The organism is Rhodococcus oryzae, assembly GCF_005049235.1.
In the GTDB taxonomy this organism is placed as follows: Bacteria; Actinomycetota; Actinomycetes; order Mycobacteriales; family Mycobacteriaceae; genus Rhodococcus_G; species Rhodococcus_G oryzae.
The window spans coordinates 1-17,479 of record NZ_SUMD01000004.1 but is presented as its reverse complement, the minus strand read 5'-3'; the positions used below and the strand labels follow the sequence as shown (position 1 = coordinate 17,479).

The 17,479-nt window shown below is 68.5% G+C and carries 17 protein-coding genes; 2 read left to right on the top strand and 15 right to left on the bottom strand.

The window, feature by feature from the left end; all coding sequences use genetic code 11:
• Position 1: 1 nt before the first annotated feature.
• The 13 genes from secF to FCG67_RS09040 form a co-directional block, all read right to left on the bottom strand.
• Entirely contained in the window at positions 2-1,177 is a 1,176-nt protein-coding gene (gene secF, locus FCG67_RS09100) for a protein translocase subunit SecF (protein WP_246044960.1), read from the bottom strand.
• Positions 1,178-1,179: 2 nt separating this feature from the next.
• Positions 1,180-2,844, bottom strand: a complete 1,665-nt coding sequence (secD, locus tag FCG67_RS09095; RefSeq protein ID WP_136909131.1) for a protein translocase subunit SecD — start codon at positions 2,842-2,844, stop codon at positions 1,180-1,182.
• A gap of 104 nt (positions 2,845-2,948) precedes the next feature.
• Positions 2,949-3,335, bottom strand: coding sequence for a preprotein translocase subunit YajC (gene yajC, locus FCG67_RS09090; protein WP_136909129.1), 387 nt, complete (start codon positions 3,333-3,335; stop codon positions 2,949-2,951).
• Between the two features lie 73 nt (positions 3,336-3,408).
• Positions 3,409-4,482: a Holliday junction branch migration DNA helicase RuvB gene (gene ruvB / locus FCG67_RS09085; RefSeq protein ID WP_136909856.1), complete on the bottom strand. Its 1,074-nt coding sequence runs from the start codon at positions 4,480-4,482 to the stop codon at positions 3,409-3,411.
• Between the two features lie 8 nt (positions 4,483-4,490).
• Positions 4,491-5,090, bottom strand: coding sequence for a Holliday junction branch migration protein RuvA (ruvA, locus tag FCG67_RS09080; RefSeq protein ID WP_136909127.1), 600 nt, complete (start codon positions 5,088-5,090; stop codon positions 4,491-4,493).
• Positions 5,087-5,671, bottom strand: coding sequence for a crossover junction endodeoxyribonuclease RuvC (gene ruvC, locus FCG67_RS09075; RefSeq protein WP_077043647.1), 585 nt, complete (start codon positions 5,669-5,671; stop codon positions 5,087-5,089). The genes ruvA and ruvC overlap by 4 nt, the downstream gene beginning before the upstream one ends.
• A gap of 135 nt (positions 5,672-5,806) precedes the next feature.
• The gene (locus tag FCG67_RS09070; protein WP_077041462.1) at positions 5,807-6,559 is read right to left on the bottom strand and encodes a YebC/PmpR family DNA-binding transcriptional regulator; all 753 of its coding nucleotides are present in this window, start codon (positions 6,557-6,559) and stop codon (positions 5,807-5,809) included.
• A gap of 80 nt (positions 6,560-6,639) precedes the next feature.
• A complete protein-coding gene (pdxT, locus tag FCG67_RS09065; RefSeq protein ID WP_425467812.1) occupies positions 6,640-7,278 on the bottom strand; it encodes a pyridoxal 5'-phosphate synthase glutaminase subunit PdxT in 639 nt (212 codons plus the stop codon).
• Positions 7,279-7,286: 8 nt separating this feature from the next.
• Entirely contained in the window at positions 7,287-7,739 is a 453-nt protein-coding gene (locus tag FCG67_RS09060) for a YbaY family lipoprotein (RefSeq protein WP_169310481.1), read from the bottom strand.
• A 19-nt stretch (positions 7,740-7,758) separates the two neighbouring features.
• Positions 7,759-9,591: an HNH endonuclease signature motif containing protein gene (locus FCG67_RS09055; RefSeq protein ID WP_136909123.1), complete on the bottom strand. Its 1,833-nt coding sequence runs from the start codon at positions 9,589-9,591 to the stop codon at positions 7,759-7,761.
• A 70-nt stretch (positions 9,592-9,661) separates the two neighbouring features.
• Positions 9,662-10,915: a hypothetical protein gene (locus FCG67_RS09050; RefSeq protein WP_211243156.1), complete on the bottom strand. Its 1,254-nt coding sequence runs from the start codon at positions 10,913-10,915 to the stop codon at positions 9,662-9,664.
• A 101-nt stretch (positions 10,916-11,016) separates the two neighbouring features.
• Positions 11,017-12,159, bottom strand: coding sequence for an RNA polymerase sigma factor (locus tag FCG67_RS09045; RefSeq protein ID WP_136909852.1), 1,143 nt, complete (start codon positions 12,157-12,159; stop codon positions 11,017-11,019).
• Between the two features lie 8 nt (positions 12,160-12,167).
• On the bottom strand, positions 12,168-12,575 hold the full coding sequence (locus FCG67_RS09040) for a YciI family protein (protein WP_136909121.1): 408 nt from the start codon (positions 12,573-12,575) through the stop codon (positions 12,168-12,170).
• Between the two features lie 614 nt (positions 12,576-13,189).
• Here FCG67_RS09040 and FCG67_RS09035 point away from each other — a divergent pair.
• Positions 13,190-14,317: a sodium:proton exchanger gene (locus FCG67_RS09035; protein ID WP_136909119.1), complete on the top strand. Its 1,128-nt coding sequence runs from the start codon at positions 13,190-13,192 to the stop codon at positions 14,315-14,317.
• Positions 14,318-14,527: 210 nt separating this feature from the next.
• The gene (locus FCG67_RS09030; protein ID WP_136909851.1) at positions 14,528-16,333 is read left to right on the top strand and encodes an APC family permease; all 1,806 of its coding nucleotides are present in this window, start codon (positions 14,528-14,530) and stop codon (positions 16,331-16,333) included.
• Here the strand turns inward: FCG67_RS09030 and FCG67_RS09025 are convergent.
• Positions 16,220-17,038 (bottom strand): acyl-CoA thioesterase, encoded by an 819-nt coding sequence (locus FCG67_RS09025; RefSeq protein ID WP_136909117.1) that lies wholly within the window; start codon positions 17,036-17,038, stop codon positions 16,220-16,222. The genes FCG67_RS09030 and FCG67_RS09025 overlap by 114 nt on opposite strands.
• Before the next feature lie 99 nt (positions 17,039-17,137).
• Positions 17,138-17,479, bottom strand: a 342-nt coding sequence (locus tag FCG67_RS09020) for a beta/alpha barrel domain-containing protein (protein WP_484335615.1), incomplete at its 5' end; no start/stop codon positions are given.

Genomic DNA, 17,479 nt, shown 5'->3' with positions numbered 1-17,479 from the left:
GTCAACGCCTCTTCTTGTCGCGCTTCCCCGTCGGTCGGGCACCGGGCCGCGGGCTCGCCGCGGTGACACGGGACGCGACGGCGGAGGCCTCCGCGGCCGCGGCAGGTGCGGCCGCGGTCTCGGACCGGGTCTCGCGGCGGGCGAGCACCTTCTTGGTGTGGGCCGCCACGGGTCCCCAACGCTCCTTGATCGAGACCAGCAGCGGCGTCGCGAAGAAGATCGAGGAGAACGCGCCGACGATGATGCCCACCAACTGGACAACGGCGAGGTCCTTGAGCGTGCCGACGCCCAGCAGTCCGACCGCCACGACGAGCAGCCCGACCACCGGCAAAATGCTGATCACGGTGGTGTTGATCGAGCGCATCAGCGTCTGGTTGACGGCCAGGTTGGCCTGTTCGCCATAGGTCCGCCTGGTCAGGTGCAACACCCCGCGCGTGTTCTCCTCCACCTTGTCGAACACCACAACGGTGTCGTAGAGCGAGAAGCCCAGAATGGTGAGCAAACCGATCACCGTGGCAGGCGTGACCTCGAGACCGACGAGCGCGTAGACGCCCGCCGTGACGATCATGTCGAAGAAGAGCGCCACGATGGCGGCGATCGCCATGTCGCGTTCGAATCGGATGCCGATGTAGATGCTGACGATGACCAGGAACACCACGAGCGCGATGAGCGCCTTCTGGGTGATCTGGCTGCCCCAGGTCTCGCTCACGTCGGCGACGCTGATCGCGTTCTTGCTGGGGTTGCCGTCCTTGCCCTCCGGCTGGAAGGCGTCGTACAACGCGTCCTGCAGGACGACCACCTCACGAGCGTCGAGCGCCTCCGAACGGATCTGGATGGTGGCGCTGGCGCCGGAACCGACGGTCTGAACGGAGACCGGAGCCTCGCCCATGCTCTCGGTGTAGACCTGCTCGACCTGTTCGGTCGTGACGTTGTCGCCTGCCGGGAACTGGATCCGGGTGCCGCCCTCGAAGTCGATGCCGAGGGTGAACCCGCGAATCAGGATGCTGGCGATCGAGATCAGCAGGATGACGCCGACCAGGCCGTAGTAGAACTTGCGCCTGCCGACGACCTCGAAGGCGCCGGTGCCGGTGTAGAGCCGCGAGAGCAGGCTGTGCCTGGGCAGTTTCGCCTGGTCGGCCGAGGAATCGGACAACGACAGATCTTCAGATGTGGTCACAGTCAGGCCTCCTTCGCCTGCGCGCCGACGCTGGTGCGCGCGGACGCGGCGGTCTTGCGTTCACGGGCGACCTGCTGCACCGCTCCGAGACCGTTGATGCTCGGCTTCGACCAGAAGTCCGACTTCGATGCCAGGTGGACCAGCGGATGGGTCACCAGGAACACGACGACGACGTCGAGGATGGTGGTCAGGCCGAGGGTGAACGCGAAGCCGCGCACCTGGCCGACCGCGAGGACGTACAGCACGGCGGCCGCGATGAAGCTCACCGCGTTTCCGGACAGGATGGTCCGGCGAGCCCGTGCCCAACCGCGCGGCACCGCCGAGCGGAAGCTGCGGCCCTCCCTGATCTCGTCCTTGATGCGTTCGAAGTACACGACGAACGAGTCGGCCGTCATGCCGATGCCGATGATCAGACCGGCGATGCCTGCGAGGTCGAGGGTGAAGCCGATGTACCGGCCGAGCAGCACCATGATCGCGTAGACCATCACTCCGGACAGCACCAGCGAGAGTGCGGTCAGCACGCCCAGCATCCGGTAGTAGATGAGGCAGTAGAGCAGCACCAGCGCGAGGCCGATGGCGCCCGCGATGAGGCCTGCCTGCAGGGAGGCGAGACCCAGGGTTGCGGAGACGGTCTCGGCCTCGGAGGCCTGGAAGGAGAGCGGCAGCGAGCCGTACTTCAGGGTGTTCGCGAGTTCCTTCGCCGACGCCGACGTGAAGTCACCGGTGATGGAGGTGGCGCTGCCCGCAGGGGTGGCGCCCTGGACGACCGGCGCGCTGACGACCTTGGAGTCGAGCGTGAACGCGGCCTGCTTGCCGATGTTGGCGGCGGTGAACTGCGCCCAGGTGGTGCTGCCGCTCGACTTGAAGGTCAGCGATACCTCGTTGCGGGACTGCTGCGAGTTGAAGGCGGAGCTCGCGTCCGCGATCTCCTGGCCGTCGATGATGCTCGGTCCGAGGAGATAAACCGTGGTGCCGTCGGTCGAGCAGGCCACCAGCGGCAGTGCCGGATCGTCGTTGCCCTGGAGCGGGTCGCTGGCGTTGCAGTCGAGCGTCGCCATCGCCTGCTGCTGCACCGCCGGATCCGTGCTCTGCCTGGTCTTCTTCGCCTCGGCGATCTCCGCGGCCGCCTGATCGTCGGACGTCGCGGCGCCCTGATCCGCGGGGGGCGCGGGAGTCTCGGTCGGCGGAGCCGGGGTTCCCGGTTCCTGCGCCGGGAAGGGCCGGTTCTGCGGCGCGGGTGCCGGGGCCGGGGTCTCGGCCTTCGGTGCCTGCGCCTGCGCGTTCGAGGACACCGCCGAACTCTGCACCGGGCGGATGTACAGCCGCGCCGTCTGGCCGAGCGTGCGGGCCTGCGAGCTGTCGTCGCCGGGAACCGTGATCACCAGGTTGTCACCGTCGATGACCACCTCGGAGCCGGAGACACCGAGCCCGTTGACTCGGGTCTCGATGATCTCCTGTGCGCGACGAAGGCTGTCCTGGCTGGGCTTACTGCCGTCCGGGGTGCGCGCGGTCAGGGTGACACGGGTGCCGCCCTGCAGGTCGATGCCGAGCTTCGGCGTCGGGGACTTGTCCCCGGTGAAGAAGACGAGCGCGTACAGCGCAGCGACGATCAGCCCGAAGATCACGAGCGAGCGTGCTGGTCGTACGGCTCCAGTCGAAGGTGCCACGATCCGTAGTTCTCCTAGTACGTGTGTCGTGCGATGGTCGGGTTCGAGGCCCTACACGCGACCGCTGCCGAGCAGGATCACTCGGCAGCGGTCCGGAACTCAACTCATTCGGTGTCCAGGCGACGCTTGGTCTCCTCGGGAGTCTCCTCGACGGGGGCCTTCTCGACGGCGGGGGTCTCGTCGGCGGCGGCCTCATCGACGATCTCGTCGATGTCCTCCTCCTCGAACTCCTCGTCGTCCTCGACGAGGAGTTCACGGATCACCATCCGCGACCAGGTGGTGACGATTCCGGGCGCGACCTCGAGGTCGACGGTGCCCTCACCGAGCTCGACCACGGTCGCATGCAGCCCGGAGGTGGTGAGCACGCGGTCACCGACGTTGAGCGAGTCCTGCAGCTCCGCAGTCTTCGCCATCTCCTTCTTCTGGCGGCGGATGCCCAGGAACATGGGCACGAGCAGGGCGAGAATCAGGAGCGGAAACAGCAGTTCCATCGTTGAGTTCAGTCCTCGAGGGTCGTCGACGCGCACAATCCGGAACAGACCGGCGCAGTACTCCAGTGTGCCACTAGTCAAACAGACCTTGCGGCGGTTCGTTGACACGCACGTCGATGCCGCCCGCCGCGGCCTCCGGCGGCGGCGTCAGACCGAGCTGTTCCCACGCCGCGGCGGTCGCCACCCGGCCCCGCGGTGTCCGGGCGATCATCCCCGCACGCACGAGAAACGGCTCGCAGACCTCCTCAACGGTGCCTGGCTCCTCCCCGACCGCGACCGCGAGGGTCGACACGCCGACGGGTCCACCGCCGAAGCTACGCACCAGCGCACTGAGCACCGACCGGTCCAGACGGTCGAGGCCGAGCTGGTCGACGTCGTACACCGCCAGCGCCGCCCTCGCGATGTCGCGGGTGATCACGCCGTCGGCCCGCACGTCGGCATAGTCGCGCACCCGGCGCAGCAGCCGGTTCGCGATGCGCGGCGTGCCACGGGAGCGACCCGCGATCTCGGCGCTGGCCTCCTCCCCCAGCTCGACGCCGAGGATGCCCGCGGACCGCAGCAGGATCCGCTGCAACTCCGGCGGATCGTAGAAGTCCATGTGGGCGGTGAAGCCGAACCGGTCGCGCAGCGGCCCGGTCAATGCGCCGGAGCGGGTGGTGGCGCCGACCAGGGTGAACGGCGCGACCTCCAACGGGATCGAGGTCGCACCCGGTCCCTTGCCGACGACGACGTCCACCCGGAAGTCCTCCATCGCCAGGTAGAGCATCTCCTCCGCCGGCCGCGCGATCCGGTGGATCTCGTCGATGAACAGCACATCGCCCTCGACGAGGTTGCTCAGCATGGCGGCGAGGTCGCCCGCCCGCTCGAGCGCCGGACCGGAGGTGAGCCGAAGCGAGGTGCCCAGTTCCGAGGCGATGATCATCGCCATGCTGGTCTTGCCGAGACCGGGAGGCCCCGACATCAGGATGTGGTCGGGGGTGCCGCCGCGCAGCTTGGCACCGGTCAGCACGAGCTGGAGCTGCTCACGCACCCGAGGCTGGCCGATGAAGTCGGTCAGGTTGGTCGGCCGGAGACTGGCCTCGATCTCGCTGTCGGCGGCGACGAAGTTCGCGGTGACCGACGATTCCATCCCGTCCGGGTCCCCCATGTCCTCGGTCACCTGGTCTTACCCAGCAGGGACAGCGCCGAGCGCAGGGCGGTGGACGTGCTCGCGTCCGGGTCCGCGGCCAGTACGGTGTCGGTTGCCTGTTCGGCTGACTTCGCCGGGAAGCCGAGGCCGACCAGGGCCTCGACGATCTGTTCGCGGACCAGACCCGGCACCACCGAGGGGGCGCCGGGGTCGGACGTGACGGCGACGGCCTCCACCTTGTCCCGGAGCTCGACGACCATCCGCTCGGCGCCACGCTTGCCGATGCCGGGCACCCGGGTCAGCGCGGTGACGTTGCCCTCGGCGAGCGCCTTGCGCAGCGCCTCCGGCTCGAGGACGGCCAGCGTCGCCATCGCCAGCCGCGGGCCGACCCCGGACACCGTCTGCAGCAGGCCGAACAGATCCCGCGATTCGATGTCATGGAACCCGTACAGGGTCATCGAGTCCTCGCGAACGATCATCGCGGTGACGAGCCGGACCTCGGTTCCGCGCTGGAGGGTGCCGAGCGTGACCGGGGTGGCGTTGAGCCGGTAGCCGACCCCCGCCGCCTCGAGCACCACGTGATCGAGCGCGATCTCGAGCACCTCGCCGCGAATGGACGCGATCATGGGGTACCTGCCTTCTTGAGCCGGGTCTTGTTCAGTTCCGCGAGTCTGGCCTCGTAGCGCCGCTTCTGCTCGGCGGCCGCCTGCTCGGCCTGCGCCATCCGCGACAGCATCGGGGCCCGCCAGCAATGACAGATCGCCAGCGCGAGCGCGTCGGCGGCGTCGGCGGGCTTCGGTGCGACCGCCAGCCCGAGGATCTTCGTCACCATCGCGGTGACCTGCTTCTTGTCCGCGGCACCGTTGCCCGCGACCGCCGATTTCACCTGACTCGGGGTGTGGAAGCAGACGTCGATCCCGCGCCGGGCCGCGGCGAGCGCGACGACGCCGCCCGCCTGGGCCGTGCCCATCGCGGTGCGCACGTTGTTCTGCGAGAAGACCCGCTCGACGGCGACGACGGTCGGCTGGTAGAGGTCCAGCCATTCCTCGGCCGCGTTCGAGATCCGCAGCAACCGCTGCGACAGGTCCATTTCCGGCGGCGTACGGATGACGTCGACGGCCACCGGGGCCACCGTACGGCCGCGACCCGAGTCGACCACCCCGAATCCGCATCGGGTCAGGCCTGGATCCACCCCGAACACCCGCACGCGATCACCTCTCACCACTACGAACAGCTGTTCGAGAGTATAGGTGGATCCGCCGACACGATGGCCGACCAACACGCGGTCGAAAGCAAACATCGGGCCGGACCGCAGTGGTCCGGCCCGATGTTCGAGCGGAGGTCAGTCCTCGAGCTGAGCGAGCACCTCGTCGGACAGGTCGACGTTCGTGTACACGTTCTGCACGTCGTCGGACTCCTCGAGCGCGTCGACGAGCTTGAACACCTTGCGAGCGCCGTCCACGTCGACCGGCACCTCGACGGAGGCGCGGAAGTCGGGGTCGGCCGACTCGTAGTCGATGCCGGCGTCCACCAGTGCCGTCCGCACACCGATCAGGTCGCCCGCCTCGGACACGATCTCGAAGGTGTCGCCGAGGTCGTTGATCTCCTCGGCTCCTGCCTCGAGCACCACCTCGAGGATCTCGTCCTCGGAGCGGCCGTTCTTCTCCAGCACCACGACGCCCTTGCGGGTGAACAGGTACGCCACCGAACCCGGATCGGCGAGGTTGCCACCGTTGCGCGTCATCGCGGTCCGAACCTCGCCGGCCGCGCGGTTCCGGTTGTCGGTCAGACACTCGACGAGCAGCGCCACACCGTTGGGGCCGTAGCCCTCGTACATGATGGTCTGCCAGTCGGCGCCGCCCGCCTCTTCGCCCGCGCCGCGCTTGCGGGCGCGCTCGATGTTGTCGTTGGGGACGGACGTCTTCTTCGCCTTCTGGATGGCGTCGTACAGGGTCGGGTTACCCGCTGGGTCACCACCACCGGTCCGCGCCGCCACCTCGATGTTCTTGATCAGCTTCGCGAAGGACTTGCCGCGCTTGGCGTCGATCGCAGCCTTCTTGTGCTTGGTGGTGGCCCATTTGGAGTGGCCGCTCATGCGTAGTTCCCTCTTCCCGTTCGTAGATGCGCACGCGACAGCGGAGCACGCTGCAGCGGGGAGCACACAGTAGCGCCAGTTTACGCGCGGGCCACCGCGACTTCCCGCACCATGTCGACAAACAGCTGATGGACGCGCCTGTCGCCGGTCACCTCGGGGTGAAATGAGGTCGCGAGAACGTTGCCCTCACGGACCGCGACGACCCGTCCCTCGGCCGGCCCCTCGGGCACCGTGGCCAGCACCTCGACTCCCGGGCCGACCCGCTCCACCCAGGGCGCGCGGATGAAGACCGCCCGCATCGGGGCGCCCTCGATCCCGGCGAAGTCGAGGTCCTCCTCGAAGGAGTCGACCTGACGACCGAAGGCGTTGCGCCGCACGGTGATGTCGATTCCGCCCAGGCACTGCGCATCCGGGCGGGTGTCGAGCACCTCGCCCGCCAACAGGATCATGCCCGCGCAGGAGCCGTACGCCGGCATGCCGTCGCGCAACCGGGCGCGCAGCGGTTCGAGCAGTTCGAACACCGTGAGCAGACGGCTCATGGTGGTGGACTCCCCGCCCGGGATGACGAGGCCGTCCACCGATTCGAGCTCCGAGACCCGGCGCACGCCGATGCCGCGGGCACCCGACGCCTCCAGCGCCGCAAGGTGTTCGCGCACATCTCCCTGCAGCGCCAGCACGCCGATGGTGGGTGTCATGGTGGCCGATGTCCGTTCGATCATGTCGACGCTCACTGCGGGACCGCCACGAGGATGAGCTCCTGTGCCTGGACGTCACCCTCGACCGGGATCGGGTGGACGGTGTCGGTGGTCCAGCGCAGCGCGCCGTCGACCTCGATCTGCGCGCGGATGGCCAGTCGCGCCCTTGGATCAATGGCATCGCGGTAGGCGGCGAGCTCGAACGGCACCGGCACGCCGGTGGCGTCCTCGATGCGCTGCTCGGCGAGCAGGGTCGCCGGCGCGTCTGCCAGCGAGATGTCCTCGAGGCGCACGGTCACGACGGCGTTCTCGGGGAAGGCGATCCGCTCACGGTACGAGACGTTCCCGGTGACGGTGAGCGTGTCGTCCACGCTGTCGGCCTGCGCGGTCTCGGGTGTCGACCCGATCGACACCACCACGGCCGCGACGACCGCGATCAGTGCCGCCGCACCGAGGGTCAGTTCCAGAATTCGTCTCGTCTGCACAGGTCGAGGATACGGATGGTCAGAACTGCGGGGGCTGGTGGCGGTGGCGTTCGCCCAGGATCGCGAGGTGTTCAGCGTGGTGGGCGCGGAGTTGTGCGCAGCGGGCGAGGTGGCCGGGGTCGGCGATGGTGGTGAGCTCTGGGAGCGTCGGGGGTAGGTCGGTGGGGTGCATGTGGGTTTCCCACCAGGTTGGTTCGTAGATTCCGAGGTCGGGCGGTTGGGGCGGCGGCGGGGGTGCAAGTGGCGGCCTCGAGGTCGGCCGAGTTGCGGGTTTCTTCGTGCGGGCGCTTGGGCGTTGTTCGACGGGCAGCGGCGCGGTGACGCCGATTGCGCCGTGTTGGCCGATCCAGGCGATGACGTCGCCGTCGAGGCGGACGACGCGGAAGAGTCGGTCGGTCTTGGCTTGGTGGTGCCAGATGCAGGCGGGTTCGCCGTTGCTCTCGACCGTCCAGCCGCCCGCGTGCGGGTTGTCGGGGTCGAACTCGACGATGTGGTCGAACTGGCAGTCCCGGGCCCTGACGGTGCAGCCGGGGAACGTGCAGGTGTCGTATTTGTCGAAGACGGCGGCGCGGAGGGCGTTGCTGGGCCGGTAGGTCAGGGCTCCGCGGGGTGGGTGGTCGTATCCGCCGTGCCCGTCTGGGTACTGGCCGTCGAGCAGGGCCGGGTTCGCCGCGATCGCGTCGAGAATGTCGGTGATCCGAGGCTCTCGTGGGCTGTCGCCGGCTGGTGGCGTCGGCGGTGTCGACGAGTCCTGTCGTGTCGGGAGTTGCCCTGCGGTCCTGCGCCGGAGGCGGTACCGGGTCGGGACGCCGGGCATTGAGGTGGAGACAGAGCTGTCCCCTAAACCAATGCTGCCCTTTGGTTCTCGTGGCGAATCATCGTTGTCAGTGTCGCCATCGCTGCCGTTCTCGCCCTCATCGTTGGCGGCAGCGTTGTGCTCCGCCTGGATGCGCCGGGCATCGGAGATCACCGCCTGCCACGTCGCATCCCCGGCGAGCAACCTCGCCAACTCCGGATCAATCGGCCCGTGACCCTCCAGATGCCCGGGATGATCCGCCAACCGCAGCAGACTCTCCAGATCGATATGGATGTGCACCTCGGGTTTCGGCCGCTCCGGTCGCGGCAAATGCACGGTCGGGCAGTCGTCGCGCCCGCACCGGCAGTGCAGATAGGTCTCGCCGTGCACCAACGCCATGAACGCATCCGTGCGGAGGTTGTCGACCGTGCGGGGATCTTCGCAGCAGACGGTGCCTGCCATCTCCTGAATAAGCGAGTCGAGGGTCCGGCCTTCGGCGGCCGTGAGGGTGGCATACACCTGGGCCATGCCGTGCAGGTCCGCGGTCACCGACACCCGCCGTGAATACCGTTCCCGCCGCTTGCGGAGTTCCTCGGCCTCGGCGGGGTTGATGCGGATCAGTTCGCGCATCACCTCCGCGACGAGTTTCTTCGGCGTCAGGTAGAGGGCCGCGTCCGCTAGATGCCCCTCCATCCGTCCGAGGGTCGCGTCGGCGATCTCCGCAGTGGCGTCGACGATCGCGAACACCCGCGGAAAGTCCACCCGCCCCGACACGAACACCGCACGAATCAACGGCAACCGCAGATCCAACGCATTGCCCACCGCCACATACCGTTCCGCGGTGAACGCACTCACCCCCAACACCAGAGAGGTCTCCATCTCCGCCGACCGCCCCGCCCGATAGGCGAACTCCTCCCCGAACAAATCCACCTCATACGCGAACTGCCGCCGCGCAAACGACGCCGCCGTCAACACCTTGTGCGCGGCCGCGACGTTCTCCGCCCGCCCGTACTCCCGCAACGCCGCCAACGCGGCCGCACCATCCTCGAAATCCACGCCGGGCTCGTCACCGCAGGCACTCTCACCTGCGGCGCAACCTCGAAACCCCCGGTATCGAACATGTGTACTAGTCTACGCCCGGCCGCCGACACGTACGGGAGAACTGCAACTCCAGCCCAGGGGCGGCCGCGATGGCTTCGAGTTCGTCGATGCCCAGCGGATCGGCCGGAGCCTGCGCCGACGAACTCACCCGGATCTGGATACCCGACGGCTTGGTGGCCGTGACCGATCGGATCGTCTCCGTCGCCTTCGCGCTGTCAGGGCCCTCAGCAACCGATGGCGCGGCCTCGACCCGTTCGACCACCGTCCCATCCGGAAGCGTCGAGATGGACCGTCGCGGTCCATGTGGACGCTCAGGCTCCTCCACCCGAGGGGGCGCTTCGGCGACAATCGACACGCGCAAGCGGCTTTTCGCCTCCGGTGTCGTCACCGTCAACTCCTCGCAGACACCACTGCGGCCGGCGTCCAGATCGGAAAGCCGCAGAGAGCCGAGCGGACGGTCGAGGGTCGCCGGACCCGCCGACGGCAAGCGCCAGTGGTCATCCAGCGCCCCGTTGAGCCGATCCACCGTCGCCCTGTCGAACTCATAGGTGGCGGGCTCGTCCTCTTTCGCGGAGCAGGGCTCCGGGGGCGACAGAGTCCCGGCCGGCACCGGAGCGGTCACCCGAAGGCCGGGCGCGGTCACGATGGCGGTGAGCTCTTCGATCGTCAGTGACGCCGGTCCCGACTCCTCGCCCTCCGCACGAACCCACATGCCCGTTCCATCCGGCAGGTACGCCATGACGGAGCGGGCGCGCCCGTGAGCCGTTTCCTCGATGTCGAGGACAGCCCCATCCGGGAGTGTCGAGCGACGGTCGAGTTCACCTGCCACGCAGGGCGGGAGCTCCGTCGACAGCGCGCGACGCACGTCGACCGTTAGCAAACCAGAGGACTCGCCGCGCGTGAGTGTTCCCTGCGCAGATGTCGATCCACCGACGTCCTCGGCGGCCACACCCTCGGGAAGGTTCGACTCCTCGTACACGCCGAGGATCGGCTCGAAAGACAGCGATTGAGATGGAGGTGCGAACACGAGCTCGCTGTCCTCGGGTAGTGCCTCAGCGAGGGCCGCTGTCATTGCGGTCGCCTTGGGCCCGGAGAACCACGGGTATTGCGGGTTGTCGTAGCTCCGGTGACCGACCCACCCAAAGTTCACACGCTGCGGCTCGACCGCTGGTTCCACGACATCACACCCAGGAATCTGCGCCGAATACTCCCCACCGCCAATGTCATTCACCAGCCCGGCCACCACCACCCCCACGGCAACCACCGCCCCGATCACCACGACATCGACGCCGACTCCCCCGCCACGTCTGCCCACAGATCCCCCCCCCCCGACCGCGAGCACGTCTCGCGATGTCCCTTTCGTCGCAATCCCCGCCGACGTTACCCACGGAGCGCATTGAGCCGGGCGGCCTGGCGTGTCAGGTGATCGCGCTCTGCGAGGTTGGGCGCCTTCAGTGCCGCCTCGGCGTACAGCCGTGCCGCCGTAGCCAGGTCGCCGTCACGCTCGTGGAGGTACGCCGCCACCGCCGCGTGGCGGGGCAGCGAGTCGTCCAGCGCCGCAAGCGCCGCCAGGCCGGCGCGCGGTCCGTCGGCCTCGCCGACGGCCACCGCGCGGTTGAGCCGGACGACCGGGCTGTCTGTCAGGCGCTCGAGCTCGTCGTACCACTCGACGATCTGCACCCAATCGGTCTCCTCGGCGGTCGGCGCGTCGGCGTGGAGTGCCGCGATGGCGGCCTGGGCCTGGAACTCACCGAGCCGGTCGCGGGCGAGGGCCGCCTGCAGGATCTCGACGCCCTCGGCGATCGACTCGGTGTCCCACCGGCCGCGGTCCTGCTCGGCGAGCGGTACCAGGCTGCCGTCGGCCGCGGTCCGGGCCGCGCGCCGGGCATGGTGGAGCAGCATCAGGGCGAGCAGCCCCGCCACCTCGGGATGGTCGATGGCGGCCGCGAGCTGCCGGGTGAGCCGGATGGCCTCGGCGGCGAGGTCCACGTCGCCGGAGTAGCCCTCGTTGAAGACCAGATAGAGAACGCGCAGCACCGTGGCGACGTCGCCGGGCTGGTCGAGCCGCACGCCCGAAACGGTGCGCTTGGCTCGGCTGATGCGCTGCGCCATGGTCGCCTCGGGCACCAGGTAGGCCTGGGCGATCTGGCGGGTGGTCAGCCCGCCGACGGCACGCAGCGTGAGCGCGACCGCAGACGACGGCGTCAGCGAGGGGTGCGCGCACAGGAAGTAGAGCTGCAGCGTGTCGTCCACCGCGGGCGCGGGACCGGGCGCCGGCTGGTCATCGACGACATCCTCACGCCTGCGGCGGGCCACGTTCGCCTTCGTGGCGTCGAGGAACTTGCGCCAGGCCACCGCGACCAGCCAGCCCTTCGGGTCCCGTGGCGCGTCGGCAGGCCAGACGCGAACCGCCTCGACCAGCGCGTCCTGCACGGCATCCTCGGCCGCCGCGAAATCTGCTCCGCGGCGGACGAGGATTCCGAGGACGTGTGGTGTGAGACCCCGGATCAGGACCTCGTCCACCGGAGGGGTCACTCCGTGATGGTGGGCGGCGCGGTCAGGAACGGGCGCACCTCGAGCCACTCGTGGATCGGCTTCCCACCAGCCCCAGGCGCGGCCGACAGTTCCCCGGCCAGTTCGACGGCGCGCTCGTAATTGTCGACGTCGATCACCATCCAACCGGCGATGAGGTCCTTGGTCTCGGCGAACGGGCCGTCGGTGACCGGCGGGCGCCCCTCGCCGTCGTATCGGACGAAGGTCCCCTCAGGAGCGAGCGCCTGACCGTCGACGAACTCTCCGGTCCCCTCGAGCCGGTCCGCGAAGTCCTGCATGTACTGCACGTGGGCCGAGATCTCCTCCGGCGTCCACTTGTCCATGGGTACGTCGTTGACCGCAGCCGGGGCGCCGCGGTAGTGCTTGAGCAGCAGGTACTTGGCCATCGTGTTTCTCCTCGGTGCTGGTGCGACCCATTGTGGTCGCACTCACCACAGGGACGAAGCAAGTCACGGGTTCTCGACATCCCCGTCCGGGTTTCTTTCCCGGATTTCGTCGTCACCGCGTCGGTCGACGAACCGTCCGGCCGAAACGACATGTGAACCCGGTGGGCGCACCCACGCCATTGCGGGCAACCGAACTAATCGGAGTGCGCGACCGAATTCCGAATTCAGCCAATACCACGAATTTGCTTCCCAAAGGAACCCCGCTAGCATTCGAAAACGAAGGGGAGTAGTTCACTCTGGATATCCTGACGCGGTCGGGCAGAGGCGGATGGTCGACATGCTGGCGCCAGAATGCGCCCGGTCATCCACCGGACGGTGCGCACGAAAGCTGTTCGGCGAGCGAGACCTTCGGACCAACACCACCGTTGGCCGAAGACTCTCCCCGTCCGGATCAGACGAGTCTGCGGCCGTTGACCGAAGGCCTGAGACCCATTTCACCGAATTCGAGAAAAATAGATACACCCGATATTCCGACATACCGCGGCACATTGCCGCGATCACTGGGAATTACTTCGGCGTTCATTCTTCCCGCCCTCGCACTCCGGCTCTCGGGCATGCACCCGAATTCGACAGCGGCGCTGCTGATCTACGGGGCCGCGGTGGTGGCGGCGAGCTTCCTGCTCGCCTGGGCAGCCGAGGCCGCACAGATCGATGTCTCCGGCGGCCTGGCGATCGCCGTCCTCGCCCTGATCGCGGTACTCCCCGAGTACGCGGTCGATCTCTACTACGCCTTCACCGCCGGACACGACCCCACCTACGCGCAGTACGCGGCGGCCAACATGACCGGCTCGAACAGGCTGCTGATGGGCATCGGGTGGCCCCTGGTGGTGCTGGTCTCGATCGCGGTCGCGAAGAAGCTCACCGGCAAACCGGTCTCGGCGTTGGCCCTCGAGTCCGGCAATCGCGTGGAGCTCGGGTTCCTCCTCGTCGCAGGCGTCGCGGCGTTCGTCATCCCGGCGACGGGTCAGATCCACCTCGTGTTCGGTATCGCCCTGCTCGCCTGGTTCGGCTTCTACCTCTACCGACTGTCCGGCGGCGAGGTCGAGGAACCCGATCTGATCGGTGCCGCCGCCGCGATCGGCGCATTGCCGGACAGGGCGCGCCGGACTACGGTGATCGCGATGTTCGTCGTCGCGGCCGCGGTCATCGTCGCCTGCGCGGCACCCTTCGCGAACAGCCTCGTCAACGCGGGCACCGAACTCGGCGTGGATCAGTTCCTGCTCGTGCAGTGGCTCGCCCCACTCGCCTCCGAGGCACCCGAGTTCATCATCGCGATCATCTTCGCCGCGCGCGGCAAGGGCACGGCCGCGATCACGATGCTGATCTCGTCGAAGGTCAATCAATGGACCCTGCTGGTGGGATCACTGCCGCTGGCCCATCTCGCCGGTGGCGGCGGCCCCGCCCTCATGCTCGACGCACGCCAGGTCGAGGAGATGCTGCTGACCGCCACCCAGACGATGATGGGGGTCGCCCTGATCCTCGCCCTGTGGTTCAACCGCTGGTTCGCCTGGGCTCTGCTGGCCCTTTTCCTCGTCCAGTTCTCGATCACCTCGACCCAGGGGCGGATGATCCTGTGCGGGGCCTACGCAGTCGTGGCGCTGGTCGCGTTGGCGATCAACCGTAGGCATCTCGGCCCCACCCTCGCCGCGCCGTTCACCCGCACGGGCCCTGTGCACGATTGACTCCCAGCGGCGTCCACGCCGCATCAAGAGCGCGACCGATCTCATCAGGGAAACGTCAAGACCGCTGGTACACACGCGATCCGGGACGACACTCGCTCGGTGACCACCGCACTGCTCATACGGGCACCCCGCACCGGACGCCCCAAGCGCAAGGCCGATCGACACAAGCTCTCGGTCTCCACCGGCCTCGCCGGACTCTCCCTGGACGCCATGGCGTCGGTGTCCTACGGACCGGAGGCGATCGTTCTCGTCCTCGCGGTCGCGGGTGGCGCCGGGCTGGGCTACACACTGCCCGTCACCCTCGCCATCGCGGCGCTGCTCGCGGTGCTCGTCGCGTCCTACCGTCAACTCATCGCGGCCTTCCCGAACGGTGGCGGCGCGTATGCCGTCGCCCGTGCCCGGCTGGGCCACCGCACCGGGCTCGTCGCCGCCGCCGCCCTGGTGATCGACTACATCCTCAACGTCGCGGTCTCCATCGCCGCGGGCGTCGCCGCACTCACCTCCGCGTTTCCCGCCCTGCTCCCCCACACCGTCTGGATCTGCCTGGCCGTCCTCGTCGGGATCACAGCGCTGAACCTTCGCGGGATCGCGGACAGCGCCAGGGCGTTCATGGTCCCGACCGCGGTCTTCGTGCTCAGCATCTTCACCGTGATCATCGCCGGGCTGCTGCGTTCGGAACCGCTCAGCACCACCGAGGGCACCGCCGTCGCGGCCAATGTCCAGACCGTCGGGGTCCTGTTGCTGCTCAAGGCATTCTCCAGCGGCTGCGCCGCCCTCACCGGCGTGGAGGCCATCGCGAACGCGGTGCCAAGCTTCCGCGAGCCGCGGGTGAAGAGCGCGCAACGCGCCGAGGTCGCGCTCGGAATCCTGCTCGGCACCATGCTGATCGGACTCGCCGTCCTCATCGGAAAGTTCGCGCTGCACCCGGCCGAGGGCACCACGGTGCTCTCCCAGCTCACCGAGGCCTCTCTCGGACACGGGTTCGGTTACTACGTGGTGCAATTCGCGACCGTCCTTCTGCTCGCCCTCGCCGCGAACACCTCCTACGGCGGCCTGCCGACGCTGATGCGCCTGCTCGCCGACGACAACTGCCTGCCGCACCGTTTCGCGCTGCGGACCGCCCGCGAGGTCTACCGATACGGCGTGCTCGCCCTCGGTCTGTTCGCCGCCGTGCTGTTGATCGGTTCACGGGGCAGCATGAACGCCCTGGTTCCGCTGTTCGCGATCGGGGTTTTCGTCGGCTTCACCATCGCCCAGGCCGGTTTGGTCCGGCACTGGCTGCTGACCCGGGCCGCCGGCTGGCGGTGGCGCGCCTGCCTCAACGGACTCGGCGCGACCCTGACGGCCGTCGCCGCGCTCGTGACGACCGCGATGAAGCTCACCGAGGGCGCGTGGCTCATCGTGGTTGCCCTGCCCCTGATCGTGTTCCTGATGGAGCGGGTGCGGGCGGCCTACGCCGCCATCGGCGACCGATTGCACCTCGGCGAGGTGCCCGCCGCGCCCGCCGCACAGGGCACCGTCGTCCTCGTTCCGGTGGCCGAGGTCTCCGAACTGAGCCGTGAGGCGATCTCCGCCGGACTGTCCATCGGCAGCGACGTCGTCGCCGTCCGGGTGTGCCCGACCGGGGAATCGCCGCGCGCCTTCACCAAGGCGTGGGAGGCCTGGCACCCGGGGGTCCGCCTCGTGCTGCTCGACGGCGCTGAGGAGGGTCTGGCCCCGACCATGGTCCGGTACATCAACAACAAACTCGCCGACCGACGGGTCGTCGTGGTGATCGGCGAGGTGGAGCCGGGCTCCGGGTGGCAGCGGATCCTGCCGAACCACCGCGGCGACGAGCTGGACCGGTCACTGCGCCGCGAGACCGACGCCGTGGTCTGCCGGTTGCGGCTCCGGGTGGGCCGATCAGTCCCGCAGCAACCGGGTCAGCCCCTCCTGGACCACCGCCGCGACCAGGTTCCCGCTGCGATCGAAGATCCGGCCCTGGGTCAGCGCCCGGCCGAACCCCGCGGACGGTGAGGACTGGTCGTAGAGCAGCCACTCATCGGCGCGGAAGGGCCGCATGAACCACAGCGCATGGTCGAGCGAGGCCTGCTGGATGTCCTCGTCGGGGTGCGGCACCTTCGCCGAACCGAGCAACGTCATGTCGCTCATGTACGCGAGGGTGCAGACGTGGAACACGGGGTCCTCGGGGAGCGTGCGGCGGTACCGGAACCAAACCTGTTGCTGCGCGGGGACGCCCCTGCGCCGAGTCACCTTGTCCTCGGGCACGAATCGCAGATCCCAGTCGGCCCACTCCCGGAACTCCCACGACAGCTCCTCGCTCATCATCTCCGAGGTGTCGGGCAGGTCCTCCGGGTTCGGGACCGGGGGCATCTCGTCCTCGTGCTCGATTCCGATGTCGCCCACGTGGAATGAGGCGGACATGGTGAAGATCGCCTGACCGTCCTGGACCCCGGTGACCCGGCGGGTGCAGAACGATCGGCCGTCCCGGATCCGGTCGACGAGGAAGACGGTGGGGATCGTCGGGTTTCCCGGCCGCAGGAAGTAACCGTGCAGCGAGTGCACGCGGTACCGCTCGTCGACCGTGCGGACCGCGGAGACCAGGGCCTGGCCCGCCACCTGACCGCCGAACGTCCGGGTCAGCATCGTATCCGCGACGATGCCGCGGAAGATGTCCTTCTCCAGCCGTTCGAGTTCCAGGATCTCTTCGATGGACGACATGGCGTACCCCTTTCGACCGGTGCTCACGCTAGCAACGACGCGGCCCCGCATCAGGGATGCGGGGCCGCGTCGAGAATTCAGGCGATCAAGCGCCGCCGATCACCAGCCGCGCTCGGCGAGGCGGTGCGCGACCGGCAGATCGTCGACGTTGATGCCGACCATCGCCTCACCCAGACCGCGGGAGACCTTCGCCAGCACATCCGGGTCGTCGAAGAAGGTGGTGGCCTTGACGATCGCGGCCGCACGCTCGGCCGGGTTGCCGGACTTGAAGATGCCCGAACCGACGAACACACCCTCCGCGCCCAGCTGCATCATCATCGCCGCATCGGCCGGAGTGGCGATGCCGCCAGCGGTGAACATCGTGACGGGCAGCTTGCCCTCCTTGGCCACCTCGACCACCAGGTCGTACGGCGCCTGCAGCTCCTTCGCCGCCACGTACAG

Bases quoted from the DNA above. Each gene is read 5' to 3' on its own strand.
- yajC (WP_136909129.1), bottom strand. From the start codon at position 3,335: ATGGAACTGCTGTTTCCGCTCCTGATTCTCGCCCTGCTCGTGCCCATG.
- ruvB (WP_136909856.1), bottom strand. From the start codon at position 4,482: ATGGGGGACCCGGACGGGATGGAATCGTCGGTCACCGCGAACTTCGTC.
- ruvA (WP_136909127.1), bottom strand. From the start codon at position 5,090: ATGATCGCGTCCATTCGCGGCGAGGTGCTCGAGATCGCGCTCGATCAC.
- FCG67_RS09070 (WP_077041462.1), bottom strand. From the start codon at position 6,559: ATGAGCGGCCACTCCAAATGGGCCACCACCAAGCACAAGAAGGCTGCG.
- pdxT (WP_425467812.1), bottom strand. From the start codon at position 7,278: ATGATCGAACGGACATCGGCCACCATGACACCCACCATCGGCGTGCTG.
- FCG67_RS09040 (WP_136909121.1), bottom strand. From the start codon at position 12,575: ATGGCCAAGTACCTGCTGCTCAAGCACTACCGCGGCGCCCCGGCTGCG.
- FCG67_RS09035 (WP_136909119.1), top strand. From the start codon at position 13,190: ATGCACCCGAATTCGACAGCGGCGCTGCTGATCTACGGGGCCGCGGTG.
- FCG67_RS09030 (WP_136909851.1), top strand. From the start codon at position 14,528: ATGGCGTCGGTGTCCTACGGACCGGAGGCGATCGTTCTCGTCCTCGCG.
- FCG67_RS09025 (WP_136909117.1), bottom strand. From the start codon at position 17,038: ATGTCGTCCATCGAAGAGATCCTGGAACTCGAACGGCTGGAGAAGGAC.